The following is a 14,105-nucleotide window of genomic DNA, read 5'->3' on the forward strand; positions in this document are numbered from 1 at the left end:
TAGGTTGGCCTACAAGAAGAACGGGCTTGGTTGGAACAAGGTTTCAACGTCCGGCACGTACTTTTTATCGACCAGGAACATCACCACGTGATCGTCTTGCTCAATCATGGTTCTGTCGTGTGCAATTAACACCTCTTCGCCACGCACAATAGCACCAATGGTGGTACCTGGTGGTAACTTAAGGTCACCCACAGCTCTGCCTACTACCTTGGACGTGTTTTCATCACCATGAGCGATGGCCTCGATAGCTTCTGCAGCGCCTCTTCGCAAAGAAGAGACGTTAACAATATCGGCTCTACGAACGTGAGTAAGCAGTGCTGAAATGGTCGCTTGCTGAGGGGAAATAGCCACGTCAATATCGCCACCCTGCACAAGGTCAACATAGGCGCCACGCTGAATCAAAACCATGACCTTTCTAGCGTTAAGGCTTTTTGCCAGCATCGCTGACATGATGTTGGTTTCATCTTCATTGGTTAGAGCGATGAACACGTCCATCTCTTCAATGTTTTCTTCGTACAGCAGCTCTTTGTCTGCTGCATCACCACACAGCACAATAGTGTTGTCTAGCTCTTCGGAGAGCATTTCAGCGCGCTCAAGGCTGCGCTCAATCAGTTTTACTGAGTAATTGCGCTCAAGACGCTTTGCAAGCCCTGCTCCAATGTTACCGCCACCGACGATCATGATTTTGCGGTACTGTTTTTCCAGTCGCTGCAGTTCACTCATTACAGAGCGGATATCATTGCTCGCCGCGACAAAGAACACCTCATCATCGGCTTCAATGATGGTAGTGCCTTGAGGCCTAATGGCTCGCCCTTGACGGAAAATAGCCGCTACGCGCGTATCTATATGTGGCATGTGCTCACGCAAAGCCGAAATGGCATTACCCACGAGTGGACCACCATAAAAGGCCTTAACTGCCACTAAGCTGACCTTCTCTTCAGCAAAGCTAACCACCTGCAATGCCCCTGGATACTGAATAAGGCGTTCAATATAGCCAGTAACCAGCTCTTCGGGTGCAATCAGATGATCTACCGGAATCGCGCCAGATTTGAATAGAGAGTCTTTCTCTGCCAAATATTCAGGTGAACGAATACGAGCGATTCTGTTAGGTGTATTAAATAAGGTAAAAGCCACTTGGCATGCAGCCATGTTGGTTTCATCGGCGTTAGTGACCGCCACCAACATGTCCGCATCTTGCGCGCCTGCTTCTCTTAGGGTGTCAGGGTGACTTGCTGCACCATTAACCACTCGCAGATCATACTTATCCTGTAGCTCTCTCAGGCGGCGACTATTGGTATCCACGATAGTGATATCGTTGTTTTCGCCAACGAGATTCTCTGCAAGAGTGCCGCCTACCTGACCAGCACCCAAGATTATGATTTTCATCGATTATTTCCCTATATACAGCAGGACTTAGTTTAATTTAGTTCGCTTTTGCAGAACCGCATAATAGAAGCCGTCCATATTGTGCTCTCCAGGCAAAATTTGTCGACCTGGGTTGCTTGGATCGCTGTCGATGAGCTCGGCGTCATCTGTGCGGGCTAAGAATGCCAGTACTTGCTCTTTGTTTTCAATCGGAGCGATAGAACATGTTGCGTAAACTAAGGTTCCGCCTTGCTTCAATTGTTGCCACATAGCGTCCAGAATTTCACTTTGTAGCTGAGACAATGCAGGCAAGTCATCGGCGCGTCGTAGCCATTTGATATCTGGATGGCGACGGATAACACCTATCGCTGAGCACGGTGCATCGAGAAGGATGCGGTCGAACTGCTCGCCTGTCCACCACTCTTGTGGGTAGCGTGCATCAGCACAAAGCACTTTGGCTTCAAGGCCTAAACGGTCGAGGTTTTGATAAACGCGATCAAGGCGTTGTTCGTCTGCATCAATCGCCACAACTTGGCTATCCGTTGTGTTCTCTAGGATATGAGCCGTTTTACCACCAGGGGCCGCACAGCAATCAAGAATCAATTCACCGTCTTTTGGTTGTAGATATTCCAGAGACAGTTGCGCTGCCGCGTCTTGCACCGATACCCAGCCTTGATCGAAACCAGGAAGCTTGCTTACATCGCATGCCTTTAGCAGGCGCAATGCATGGCGAGCTTGAGGGTGAGTTTCGGCCTCAATCTCTTCAGCTTCAAGAAGTTTTAGATACTCATCGCGAGTATGGTGCTTGCTGTTCACTCGCAGCCACATAGGTGCCTTAGTGTTGTTGGCTTCAACAATAGATTCCCAATCGTTCGGGTATGCCTCGCGAAGAAGTTTCAACAACCAGCTTGGGTGTCCGTATTTGCCTGCATCATGCTTAACCGATAACTCGTCCAGTTTCTGTTGATTGCGCTGGTAGTTTCGAAGTACGGCATTTACTAAGCCTTTAAGCTTATGCCCCTTTAGCGACTGGCACGCTTCAACGGTTTCAGCCACTGCCGCATGATCGGCCGTACGCATAAAGCTGAGTTGGTAGATACCCACCAGCATTAAATGGTGGAACACACGCTGCTTACCCTTTAGAGGTTTTTCCATCAGTTCATTAACTATGGTCTCTAATCTCGGTAGGTAGCGAAGACAGCCGTAACAAATCTCTTGCAGAAGCGCGTGGTCACGAGGTTTTAGGTTGGCTTGTGCTGCAGGTAAAGCGCTGGAAAGCGAGTACCCTTTGTCTACAACTTGGAACAGCACTGTGGCTGCGGCGGCGCGTACATTCATAGGTATTTCCTAACAAGAGTAAGGCTTGAGAACCTCAAGCCTTAGTAGTAGTTGTTTAATCTAGCTGGGTTCCTACTGGGAACCAATCTGCTCGAGAGTTGAGTACGTCACCAACGGACATAGCTTTCTTGCCTGGAACCTGAATTTGTTCCAAAACTAAGCTGCCATTTCCGGTCGCTATCTGAATACCCGTTTTGTCTGCTTTGACTATGGTGCCAGCGTCTTTAGAGCATGGCGTAGCATCGACACTTGCCTTCCATACCTTGATGTTTTTGTCGCCAATCGAGAAGTAGCTCATCGGCCAAGGGTTGAATGCGCGGATTTCACGCTCAAGTACAACGGCCTCTTTAGTCCAATCTAGCTGTGCTTCTTCTTTGCTGAGTTTCTTAGCATAGTTTGATAGCGCATCATCTTGCTTAACAGGAACAGCGGTGCCTTCAGCAATAGAAGAAAGGCACTCAACAAGTGCAACAGGGCCCAACTTAGCCAGTTTATGATAAAGCACAGCACTGGTGTCTTCTGGCTCGATAGGCAGGGTAGCAATATGCAGCATATCGCCAGTATCTAACCCAACATCCATCTGCATGATGGTAACGCCAGTTTCTGCATCTCCAGCCCAAATTGAGCGTTGAATTGGCGCTGCACCGCGCCAGCGAGGAAGGATTGAGCCGTGAACATTGATACAACCTAGCTTTGGAGTATCCAGAACCTGTTTCGGTAACAGTAGCCCATAAGCCACTACCACCATGATGTCTGCATCAAGGTCTGCCAACTGCTGTTTCGCTTCATCAGACTTGAAGTTTTCTGGCTGATAAACTGGGATGTTGTGTTCGATAGCGAGGTTTTTAACAGGGCTTGCTGTTAGCTTTTTGCCTCGGCCAGCAGGTTTATCCGGTGTTGAATAAACAGCGATAACCTCATGCTCCGAAGATAACAACGCCGACAAATGGTCGGCGGCGAAATCTGGAGTACCTGCAAATACGATCTTTAGTGCTTTGCTCAATGCAAACTCCTAGTTACTGGTTTTTCTCGTTGTAGCGCTTAATTTTTTCTAGCTTGTCTTTGATGCGCTTGCGTTTTAGCGGAGAGAGATAATCAACAAAAAGTTTACCCGCCAAGTGGTCAAGCTCATGCTGCACACAGATTGCAAGCAGGTCATCAGCATCAAAAGTGAATTCTTCACCCTCTCGGTTCAAAGCCTTCACCGAAATTTCTGCTGCGCGAGAAACAAGCGCGCGTGCACCTGGAACAGATAGGCAGCCTTCTTCGATGCCGTCTTCGCCGCGCTTGTCAGTGATCTCTGGATTGATAAGAACCAAAGGCTCGTCGCGAGTCTCAGAAAGGTCAATAACCACGATCTGTTTATGCACGTCTACTTGCGTAGAAGCTAGGCCAATGCCTTCTTCTGCGTACATAGTCTCAATCATGTCATCGATGTGAGTTTGTAGTTCTGGCGTAAAGTCTACAACCGGCTTAGCGACGGTGCGTAGACGATCATCTGGAAAGGTTAGTACATGTAATAAAGACATAATCACTCAAAAAAGTTGAACTGCGCCGAAAGAATCTCAGCCATTTGTGACAATTTTAGTCATTTTGGTCTTCAAATAACAGCACCAATCCACTTCGATGAGATTCTCTATGAAAGAACAACAGATAACAGCATGGCTTACGCTCTGTATGACGCCTCGTTTAAGTGGAGTTAGGTTGCAGAAAATCCTTGAGTTTCTTTCCCCTCAACAACTGTTATCTCTGTCAAAAAAGGAGCTGTTTTCTCTTAAGTTTACTGAGCCTCAGGTACGGTTTTTAACGGCCACATCCAATCAAAGTGTCGATAAATGCCTAGAGTGGGCAAATAAAGACGGTAACCACTTACTCATAGCAGAAGACAAAGAAACGTATCCGCCTTTGCTAAAAGAAATCCCCAGCTTTCCTCCGGTACTGTTTGTTCAGGGGGAGGTGACAACACTGTGCTCGACCCAAGTGGGTATCGTTGGTAGCCGAAATAGCTCTCAAGATGGCCTATACATTACTCGCCAATTTTCTTCGCAACTGACCAAAGTTGGCGTGACGATCACCAGTGGTTTAGCTCTGGGAGTGGATGGTCATGCGCATCAGGCCTGTTTAGAGCAGAACGGAAAAACAATTGCCGTATTAGGGAGTGGCTTTGATTTTTTATACCCCAAGCAACACAAGTCGTTAGCACAGCGAATCAAAGAGAATGGCGCGCTTGTTTCTGAGTTTCCGCCCTTTTATCCACCGAGAGCGTATAACTTCCCAAGGCGTAATCGAATCATTAGCGGCTTATCTGTTGGCGTGTTGGTGGTTGAGGCGGCGCAAAAAAGTGGATCTTTAATAACGGCGCGTTTTGCCCTAGAGCAAGGGCGCGATGTGTACGCAGTTCCGGGTTCGGTGCTCAACCCCAATGCTGCGGGGTGCAATCAATTGCTTCGAGATGGAGCGGTTTTAGTGAGAGATGCGCAAGATATTGTTCATGAAATTAATGGCTTAGTTAACTGGTCTTCTACAATACAACAAGAGGCCGCTTTATCTTTGCCGCCGTCAGTTGAAAAGGGAGAACAAAGAGAGCAAACGGAGACAGGAAATCAGCCAATACTGGATCTGCTGGGAGAGAGGCCTGTGGCAGTTGATTTTTTAGCAGAAAGGGCCCATTTACCCGTAAATCAGGTTATGATGCAGTTATTAGAGCTGGAGCTTCAAGGTATAGTGGCTTCAGTCGTTGGTGGTTACATTAGATTAAGGGGGAGCTGACTATGATGGATATTCTTATGTATCTGTTTGAGACGTACATTCATAGCGAGAGTGATTTGAACGTCAATCAAGATGAGCTTGAGCAAGAGCTCCTTCGTGCTGGCTTTCGCCAAGATGAAGTGTACAAAGCGCTAAATTGGTTGGAAGACTTAGCGGCCTTGCAAAGTGAAGACTCAAGTCAAAACATTGCGACCAGCTCAGCAACGTCGATTCGCATCTATTCAGACCAAGAACAGCAAAGAATAGACACTCGCTGTCGAGGCTTTATCTTGTTCTTAGAGCAAATAGGCGTATTAAGCGCAGAACTGCGTGAGATGGTGATAGACCGAGTGATGGGACTAGAAACCACCGATTTGCAATTGGATGACCTGAAATGGATCATCTTGATGGTGCTGTTTAACGTACCCGGCAATGAAAATGCTTACACAACGATGGAAGAGCTACTCTACTCGACAGATCACGGCATTTTGCATTAATCCAACTATGAATAAGATCAACAACCAACTGTTCTCTTCTGAAGGGCATGCTCTAGAACAGCACTGCCCAAACTGCGCTAGCCCTTTGCAGATGCGCCATGGTAAACATGGTGCCTTTCTTGGTTGTACTCAATATCCTGCGTGTGACTATATTAAGCCTTTGCATCAAGCGTCAGGGCAGATACTAAAACCGCTTGGTGTGCCTTGTCCGGATTGTGGTGATGAGCTTGTATTAAGACAAGGTCGCTATGGCATGTTTATTGGCTGCTCAAGTTATCCAGAGTGTCACTATATTGGCAGTATGGATGAGCCCGAAGACCACAGTGTTGAGTCTTTTTCTTGCCCAGAGTGCAATAAAGGGCACTTGATAGAGAGAAAGTCGCGTTTTGGAAAGGCATTCTATGCCTGTGACCAATACCCTAAATGCCAATTCTCTATTAACAATGAACCCAAACAAGGGGCATGCCAAGAGTGCGGCTTCAAGTTGCTGGTGGTTAAAAAGAGCGGTGAGAAAAGCACTCTGCTGTGCGCAAGCCGCAAGTGCCAAGCTAAACAGCAATAGAGTCGGCCGCAATAAACTAAGAAACAATAAAAAAGGAGGCGTTAGCCTCCTTAGTTTTTTAAGCTCTGTTCAGATTACTTCTGATGCAGTGCTGGAAAGGCATCGGCGTCAAGCCACTGAGCAATAGATTGCAGCTGTTGCTCTAAGTCTGCTTGGTCATTACCACACACATTAATGTGTCCCATCTTACGACCAGGACGCTTTTCTTTGCCATACCAATGAATGTGAGCTTGGCTCATGCTGAGTAGCTCTTCGGCAAGCGTATCTTCACCAAGAATATTTATCATTGCAGTAGGGCGAAGTGCTTTAGTGCTTCCTAGGGGAAGACCACATACAGCGCGCATATGGTTTTCAAACTGGCAAGTCTCAGCGCCTTGTTGTGTCCAGTGACCAGAGTTGTGAACGCGTGGTGCGATCTCATTGACCATCAATTGACCTTGAACGTCAAAAAACTCTAGTGCCAACACGCCAACATAATCTAGGCATTCCGCTACAGCAGTAAACATCTGTTTTGCTTGAGCTTGAAGCTCTGGCTCGTCGATGGCCGTAGAAAGGCTCAATACACCATCGGTGTGCACATTCTCAGCGAGCGGGTATACCGCAATCTCACCATGCTTGTTTCTAGCACCGATCAGCGATACTTCACGATCAAACCCAACAAACTCTTCAGCAATAATGGCTTGCGCTTCAGAAGAGGCAATGCACTCCTCCATTTCAGCCCATACCGCATCTGCCGTCGAACGGTCTTTTAAACGCCATTGGCCCTTTCCATCGTATCCACCTAGCGTGCTCTTAAGCACCATAGGCAAACCAACGTAGTCGATAGCGCTTTCAAAGTCTTGGCGGGTGCGAATAAGAGAGTACTTAGCATTGGCTACGCTAGCTTTATCAAGTAGCGCTTTTTCGATACGGCGATCGCCACCGGTTTTAATGGCTTCTGCACTTGGCAGTAATTTTCCACTGGCCTGGCAAGCATCCAGTACTGGGTGTGGAACATGCTCAAACTCTGCCGTGATGACATCAGCTTGTTCGATAGCGGCTTGTAACCCGCTACCTAATTTAGTTTGAGTGATAGGTTCAACAATAGATTCGCTATTGACATCAAAAGCAATGGTTTTGATATTCAGTGGAGCGGCAGCCAGCGCCATCATGCGAGCTAACTGTCCGGCACCTAAAACTAAAACTTGCACGGTATTAATCCTCCGCTGGGTTCGGATTAGCAAGTACTGTATCGGTTTGTTCCTTGCGGAAAGCTTCTACTTTTGCCATTACTTCAGGAACGTGAGTACCAATGATCTGTGCTGCTAGAATGCCTGAGTTTGCTGCACCCGCTTCACCGATAGCCAGTGTACCTACTGCAATGCCTTTTGGCATTTGAACGATAGATAGCAAAGAGTCCATGCCTTTTAGGGCACGAGATTGAACAGGAACACCGAGAACAGGAAGGCTAGTAAATGCTGCACACATACCAGGAAGGTGAGCTGCACCGCCTGCGCCTGCAATAATGACTTTAATGCCGCGATCTTTTGCGCTATTTGCATAGTCCGCTAGTAGTTGTGGAGTACGGTGAGCTGAAACTACTTTAGTTTCGTAGCTAACACCGAATTGGTCGAGCATCTCAGCGGCTAACTTCATCGTTGGCCAATCTGACTTAGAACCCATGATAATACCGACTTGCATGTTACGACTCCTAATTTAACTAGTTGAGCTTTGAATACCAATTTTGCGCGCATTATACGGTTATTTTTTGAATAGGAAAACGTTTGCGTCGGTTTGTTTTGCCGATTTACAGGAAATGCTTACCAGCTAGGAATAGAATTTGTAAACTAAGTAGAAAGATAGTGTAGAAAAGGACACTCAAGGAATGATGGTAATTGATCAAGCAGTTGATGCTCTGAAGCAAGGAAAGGTAATTGCATACCCCACAGAGGCTGTATTTGGAGTCGGATGCGATCCAGACGATGAGAAAGCGCTAGAAGCACTTATCGAACTAAAGCAAAGAGACCCAAGCAAGGGACTCATCCTGATTGCAGCAAGCTTTGATCAGTTGTTGCCCTACGTTGATGTAAGTGCGTTATCTGCAGAGCAATTAGATACGGTATTTAAAAGCTGGCCGGGACCTGTGACTTGGGTGATGCCCATCAGCAAAAAAGTCCATGAATTGGTTCATGGGCAGTTTGATAGTGTTGCAGTAAGAGTCACTGACCATGAGATGGTGCAGCAGCTTTGCTTAGAATTTGGTAAGCCGATTACCTCTACAAGCGCCAACCTATCCGGTTTGCCACCTTGCCTGACTGCTGATGAGGTTGAAAGCCAGTTAGGGTCTGAGGATGTGTTCATCTTGCAAGGCGCTGTGGGCAACCGAAATAAACCCTCAGAGATAAAAGACGCACGATCTCTACAAGTATTAAGACAAGGATAAATGATGGCACAGGTCGACAAGGAAGCGGTAAAGCGCTTTCTACTACAGCTACAAGATACTATTTGTGCTGAACTGGAAGCTGCGGATGGAGAGGCCACCTTTATAGAGGATGCATGGACTCGAGAACAAGGCGGAGGCGGTCGTACGCGCGTTCTAAAAGGCGGAGCGACTATTGAGCAAGGCGGAGTGAACTTCTCGCATGTCTTTGGCGATAAAATGCCAGGTTCAGCCACCGCACATCGACCAGAGCTCGCTGGACGCAAATTTGAAGCCATGGGTGTTTCTCTGGTTATTCATCCCAACAATCCATTTATTCCCACTTCCCATGCCAATGTGCGCTTCTTTATAGCAGAGAAAGAGGGAAGCGAACCTATCTGGTGGTTTGGTGGTGGGTTCGATTTAACGCCTTTCTATCCCTTTGAAGAAGACTGTCAGCACTGGCATGACACAGCAAAGCAGTTATGCGCCCCCTTCGGTGATGATGTTTATGCTGAGCATAAAAAATGGTGTGATGATTACTTCTTCTTGCCTCATCGCAATGAAACACGTGGTGTAGGAGGCTTGTTCTTTGATGATCTCAATCAGTGGGGCTTTGAAAAAAGCTTTGCTTATATGCGTGCAGTCGGAGAAGGCTTCACTAAAGGCTATCTGCCTATTATAGAGAAGCGAAAAGAGACGCCATTTACAGATCAGCATCGCCAATTCCAATTGTATCGACGTGGTCGCTATGTAGAGTTCAACCTCGTCTATGACAGAGGCACCCTGTTCGGTTTACAGAGTAAGGGAAGAACGGAGTCTATCTTGATGTCTATGCCACCATTAGCACGATGGGAGTATAACTATCAGGTAGAAGAGGGTTCGCATGAAGCTCTGCTGTATAACGAGTACTTATCACCAAGAGACTGGTAGTGCTTTTTCTTCGCCGTTATCAGTGATAGGTTCATAGTCAGTCGTTTTAATCAGTAGTAATTCAATCAGGTAGGAAGATGAATCAGTCAATTGATCAGTATGTTGTTTTTGGGAATCCTATAAAGCAGAGTAAATCTCCCTTTATTCATACCTTGTTCGCGAGACAGACTAACCAAAGCATCCACTATGCAACTCAATATGCTGAGGTTGGAGAGTTTACCCGGGCCGCTAAGACCTTTTTTACTGAAGGCGGTAAAGGATGCAATGTAACAGCACCCTTTAAGCATGATGCCTACGAACTGGCAGATCGATTAACTGAACGAGCGCAATTAGCCGGTGCGGTAAATACACTGAAGAAGCTAGATGATGGCGAGATTATTGGAGATAACACTGATGGTGAAGGCCTTGTGCAAGACCTGCTTCAATATCAAGTGGTGCTCAAGGATGCTCGTATTCTGATTATTGGTGCTGGTGGTGCAGTAAGAGGTGTGCTTAAGCCACTGCTTGATCAAAAGCCTGCACAGCTCGTCATCGCAAATAGAACCTATAGCAAGGCTCAGTCTTTGGTGGAGCAATTCAAAGAGCACGGTCCTATTGAGGCGTTGCCGATTGAAGAGGTAGAAGGAAGCTTTGATGTTGTCATCAATTCTACGTCTGCAGGCTTAACCAAAGAATTGCCAAAGATTTCCGCCACGATATTTTCGCCTCAAACAGTAAGCTATGACATGGTTTATGGCTCTGGCACTACAGTGTTTAATCAGTGGGCTAGGGATAATGGTGCAGCCAAGGCTTATGACGGGCTGGGAATGCTAGTTGGACAAGCGGCTGAAAGCTTTATGTTGTGGAGAGGTATTCGCCCAGGTGCGAAACAAGTGCTGCGTGAACTTCGTAAAAATCTAGAGGGCTCGTAATTGAATCAATCAATAATCTTTACTGATCAGCAAAGCTGGGACGGGAATAGGAAAGTAGTGGTATTTGTAGGTCAGCAATCTGGGAACCTGATTGAGTGCCTAGTCTCTGCCCATTACTTGGAAAACCTCTCTCAACTGCAAATTGATGATGAGGTGATGGCCTTAAAGGTATTCTCTGAATATCGCTTTGATCTGGAAGACCTAGCGGAAGAGCTGATCGAAGCGGAAGAGTTCAATCAGCTCGGGCAAATAGAAATCAATTAATGTCGTGCACTTCGTTCAGGTAGTCATTTTTGTTCTGTACGTAGTTATCAGCAGATTTAGAAAGAAAGGCGGCTTCTTGTTCTGTTAGGGGTCTCACCTGTTTTACAGGGCGCCCTACATAAAGGTAGCCACTTTCTAATGTCTTATTCGGAGGCACTAAGCTTCCTGCTCCAATAAACACATCGCTCTCTATTATTGCGCCATCAAGGATGGTGGTGCTCATACCGACCAAGACCCTATCTTTAATAGTGCACCCGTGTAGCATCACCAAATGCCCAATAGTCACCTCATCACCAATGATAAGAGGGTACCCCTCAGGGTTACTGGTGTTTTTGTGAGTAACATGCAGTACCGAACCATCCTGAATGTTGGTGCGCTGACCAATGTGTATATGGTTTACGTCTCCTCTAGCAGCCACTTGTGGCCAAATACTAGAATCCATACCAATCTTAACGTCGCCAACAACAACTGCAGAGTCATCGATATAAACGCCAGACTCAATAGAAGGCTTTATTCCTTTGTAGCTACGTAAAGAACTCATAGTTAAACTCCATCAAAGCTGTATAAATATTGTTATCAAACTATCAAAAAAAGGCCCTTCTGGCCAATAGATGAACATACAGTACAAAAAGCCGAAATTCTTTGGAAAAAACGCTTGCCAATGTGATGAGCATCTCTATAATGCGCCCCACTGACACGGCAACAGCGACAACGCTTTGCAGTGATTTAGTAGGCAACTTAGCCGAACCATTTGAGTTTAACTTCTCTTCGAAAATAAATTCAAAAAAGTGTTTGACACTTTGGTTCAAAACGCTAGAATGGCCGTCCACTTGAGAGGCAAGCCTCGATAGTAAGCTCTTTAACAATTTAAACCTATCAATCTGTGTGGGCACTCGTTGATGATAATCGAAAAGATTTATCAATGAACTGAGTGACCAAAATCAAATTGGGTGCAGCCTTGAGCTGTTTTATTTTACTTTTTTAAAAGTGAAGACCGATAAGAGCACAGTCAATTCATTATCGTTCTGTTGGAACGATAATAGCTTTAAAATTACTTCTTACTTTCGAGTAAGGAACAGTTTTGAAGTCAGTATTCATTGAGCCGAAGCGAAAGCTTCAACAAAACTTTAATTGAAGAGTTTGATCATGGCTCAGATTGAACGCTGGCGGCAGGCCTAACACATGCAAGTCGAGCGGAAACGACAACATTGACCCTTCGGGTGATTTATTGGGCGTCGAGCGGCGGACGGGTGAGTAATGCCTGGGAAATTGCCCTGATGTGGGGGATAACCATTGGAAACGATGGCTAATACCGCATAACGTCTACGGACCAAAGAGGGGGACCTTCGGGCCTCTCGCTTCAGGATATGCCCAGGTGGGATTAGCTAGTTGGTGAGGTAATGGCTCACCAAGGCGACGATCCCTAGCTGGTCTGAGAGGATGATCAGCCACACTGGAACTGAGACACGGTCCAGACTCCTACGGGAGGCAGCAGTGGGGAATATTGCACAATGGGCGCAAGCCTGATGCAGCCATGCCGCGTGTATGAAGAAGGCCTTCGGGTTGTAAAGTACTTTCAGTCGTGAGGAAGGCATTAAAGTTAATAGCTTTAGTGTTTGACGTTAGCGACAGAAGAAGCACCGGCTAACTCCGTGCCAGCAGCCGCGGTAATACGGAGGGTGCGAGCGTTAATCGGAATTACTGGGCGTAAAGCGCATGCAGGTGGTTTGTTAAGTCAGATGTGAAAGCCCGGGGCTCAACCTCGGAACCGCATTTGAAACTGGCAGGCTAGAGTACTGTAGAGGGGGGTAGAATTTCAGGTGTAGCGGTGAAATGCGTAGAGATCTGAAGGAATACCAGTGGCGAAGGCGGCCCCCTGGACAGATACTGACACTCAGATGCGAAAGCGTGGGGAGCAAACAGGATTAGATACCCTGGTAGTCCACGCCGTAAACGATGTCTACTTGGAGGTTGTGGCCTTGAGCCGTGGCTTTCGGAGCTAACGCGTTAAGTAGACCGCCTGGGGAGTACGGTCGCAAGATTAAAACTCAAATGAATTGACGGGGGCCCGCACAAGCGGTGGAGCATGTGGTTTAATTCGATGCAACGCGAAGAACCTTACCTACTCTTGACATCCAGAGAACTTAGCAGAGATGCTTTGGTGCCTTCGGGAACTCTGAGACAGGTGCTGCATGGCTGTCGTCAGCTCGTGTTGTGAAATGTTGGGTTAAGTCCCGCAACGAGCGCAACCCTTATCCTTGTTTGCCAGCACGTAATGGTGGGAACTCCAGGGAGACTGCCGGTGATAAACCGGAGGAAGGTGGGGACGACGTCAAGTCATCATGGCCCTTACGAGTAGGGCTACACACGTGCTACAATGGCGCATACAGAGGGCAGCCAACCAGCGATGGTGAGCGAATCCCAAAAAGTGCGTCGTAGTCCGGATTGGAGTCTGCAACTCGACTCCATGAAGTCGGAATCGCTAGTAATCGTGAATCAGAATGTCACGGTGAATACGTTCCCGGGCCTTGTACACACCGCCCGTCACACCATGGGAGTGGGCTGCAAAAGAAGTGGGTAGTTTAACCTTTCGAGGAGGACGCTCACCACTTTGTGGTTCATGACTGGGGTGAAGTCGTAACAAGGTAGCCCTAGGGGAACCTGGGGCTGGATCACCTCCTTATACGATGATTATTCACGATGAGTGTCCACACAGATTGATATGGTTTAAAAAAGTTAAGAGTTTAATGTTGGGTCTGTAGCTCAGCTGGTTAGAGCGCTCGCCTGATAAGCGGGAGGTCGGTGGTTCAAGTCCACTCAGACCCACCAATTTCTTTCCCAAAAGAGATTGGATGAAACATTAAGTTTTGGGGCTATAGCTCAGCTGGGAGAGCGCCTGCCTTGCACGCAGGAGGTCTGCGGTTCGATCCCGCATAGCTCCACCATCTTTAAGTGTTTTTGTTCTTTTCTCTAGAAAGAATAGAGAATATTTAAAAATGGTTTCATAAGCATTATTGCTTAGAAATTCATGCTCTTTAACAATTTGGAAAGCTGACGATAAATAATGTGATTTCATTATTTATCAAATT

General features: G+C 46.9%; 14 protein-coding genes, 2 tRNA genes and 1 rRNA gene. 10 read left to right on the forward strand and 7 right to left on the reverse strand.

What is annotated here, in order from left to right; translation table 11 throughout:
• Positions 1–9: 9 nt before the first annotated feature.
• The 4 genes from trkA to def are packed head-to-tail and all read right to left on the reverse strand — an operon-like array spanning position 10 to position 4,232.
• Positions 10–1,386, reverse strand: a complete 1,377-nt coding sequence (trkA, locus tag A6E01_RS00205; RefSeq protein ID WP_017029768.1) for a Trk system potassium transporter TrkA — start codon at positions 1,384–1,386, stop codon at positions 10–12.
• 27 nt (positions 1,387–1,413) lie between these two features.
• The gene (gene rsmB / locus A6E01_RS00210; RefSeq protein WP_017029767.1) at positions 1,414–2,703 is read right to left on the reverse strand and encodes a 16S rRNA (cytosine(967)-C(5))-methyltransferase RsmB; all 1,290 of its coding nucleotides are present in this window, start codon (positions 2,701–2,703) and stop codon (positions 1,414–1,416) included.
• A gap of 55 nt (positions 2,704–2,758) precedes the next feature.
• On the reverse strand, positions 2,759–3,706 hold the full coding sequence (gene fmt, locus A6E01_RS00215; RefSeq protein WP_017029766.1) for a methionyl-tRNA formyltransferase: 948 nt from the start codon (positions 3,704–3,706) through the stop codon (positions 2,759–2,761).
• Positions 3,707–3,719: 13 nt separating this feature from the next.
• Complete coding sequence (gene def, locus A6E01_RS00220; protein WP_017029765.1) at positions 3,720–4,232, reverse strand: peptide deformylase; 513 nt, start codon at positions 4,230–4,232, stop codon at positions 3,720–3,722.
• Between the two features lie 109 nt (positions 4,233–4,341).
• Between def and dprA the strand changes: the two genes are divergently transcribed.
• From dprA to A6E01_RS00235, 3 genes are read left to right on the forward strand one after another with little or no spacing between them, the layout of a single operon-like run.
• A complete protein-coding gene (dprA, locus tag A6E01_RS00225; RefSeq protein WP_017029764.1) occupies positions 4,342–5,472 on the forward strand; it encodes a DNA-processing protein DprA in 1,131 nt (376 codons plus the stop codon).
• A 2-nt stretch (positions 5,473–5,474) separates the two neighbouring features.
• A complete protein-coding gene (locus A6E01_RS00230; protein ID WP_017029763.1) occupies positions 5,475–5,948 on the forward strand; it encodes a DUF494 family protein in 474 nt (157 codons plus the stop codon).
• A 7-nt stretch (positions 5,949–5,955) separates the two neighbouring features.
• Positions 5,956–6,510 carry a DNA topoisomerase family protein gene (locus A6E01_RS00235; RefSeq protein WP_017029762.1) on the forward strand — a complete coding sequence of 185 codons (555 nt, stop codon included), beginning with the start codon at positions 5,956–5,958 and terminating at the stop codon, positions 6,508–6,510.
• Positions 6,511–6,584: 74 nt separating this feature from the next.
• Here A6E01_RS00235 and A6E01_RS00240 read toward each other — a convergent pair whose 3' ends face one another.
• Together A6E01_RS00240 and purE are read right to left on the reverse strand one after the other, a co-directional pair.
• A complete protein-coding gene (locus A6E01_RS00240) occupies positions 6,585–7,700 on the reverse strand; it encodes a 5-(carboxyamino)imidazole ribonucleotide synthase (protein ID WP_017029761.1) in 1,116 nt (371 codons plus the stop codon).
• A gap of 4 nt (positions 7,701–7,704) precedes the next feature.
• A complete protein-coding gene (gene purE, locus A6E01_RS00245) occupies positions 7,705–8,190 on the reverse strand; it encodes a 5-(carboxyamino)imidazole ribonucleotide mutase (RefSeq protein WP_017029760.1) in 486 nt (161 codons plus the stop codon).
• A 184-nt stretch (positions 8,191–8,374) separates the two neighbouring features.
• Here purE and tsaC point away from each other — a divergent pair, with 184 nt between their 5' ends.
• From tsaC to A6E01_RS00265, 4 genes are all read left to right on the forward strand, one after another.
• Positions 8,375–8,932: an L-threonylcarbamoyladenylate synthase type 1 TsaC gene (tsaC, locus tag A6E01_RS00250; protein WP_017033051.1), complete on the forward strand. Its 558-nt coding sequence runs from the start codon at positions 8,375–8,377 to the stop codon at positions 8,930–8,932.
• Positions 8,933–8,935: 3 nt separating this feature from the next.
• A complete protein-coding gene (hemF, locus tag A6E01_RS00255; RefSeq protein WP_065209338.1) occupies positions 8,936–9,841 on the forward strand; it encodes an oxygen-dependent coproporphyrinogen oxidase in 906 nt (301 codons plus the stop codon).
• Between the two features lie 77 nt (positions 9,842–9,918).
• The gene (gene aroE / locus A6E01_RS00260; RefSeq protein ID WP_065209339.1) at positions 9,919–10,752 is read left to right on the forward strand and encodes a shikimate dehydrogenase; all 834 of its coding nucleotides are present in this window, start codon (positions 9,919–9,921) and stop codon (positions 10,750–10,752) included.
• Complete coding sequence (locus A6E01_RS00265) at positions 10,753–11,016, forward strand: DUF1488 family protein (RefSeq protein ID WP_026026251.1); 264 nt, start codon at positions 10,753–10,755, stop codon at positions 11,014–11,016.
• Here the strand turns inward: A6E01_RS00265 and A6E01_RS00270 are convergent.
• A complete protein-coding gene (locus A6E01_RS00270; RefSeq protein ID WP_065209340.1) occupies positions 11,009–11,557 on the reverse strand; it encodes a gamma carbonic anhydrase family protein in 549 nt (182 codons plus the stop codon). The two genes, A6E01_RS00265 and A6E01_RS00270, sit on opposite strands and share 8 nt — an antisense overlap.
• 587 nt (positions 11,558–12,144) lie before the next feature.
• Here A6E01_RS00270 and A6E01_RS00280 point away from each other — a divergent pair.
• The 3 genes from A6E01_RS00280 (at position 12,145) to A6E01_RS00290 (ending at position 13,961) form a co-directional block, all read left to right on the forward strand.
• Positions 12,145–13,699 (forward strand): 16S ribosomal RNA (locus A6E01_RS00280).
• 69 nt (positions 13,700–13,768) lie between these two features.
• Positions 13,769–13,845, forward strand: a tRNA-Ile gene (locus tag A6E01_RS00285).
• Positions 13,846–13,885: 40 nt separating this feature from the next.
• Positions 13,886–13,961 (forward strand) — tRNA-Ala (locus A6E01_RS00290).
• Positions 13,962–14,105 lie beyond the last annotated feature (144 nt).

It is taken from the genome of Vibrio breoganii, from assembly GCF_001677275.1.
Classification (GTDB): domain Bacteria; phylum Pseudomonadota; class Gammaproteobacteria; order Enterobacterales; family Vibrionaceae; genus Vibrio; species Vibrio breoganii.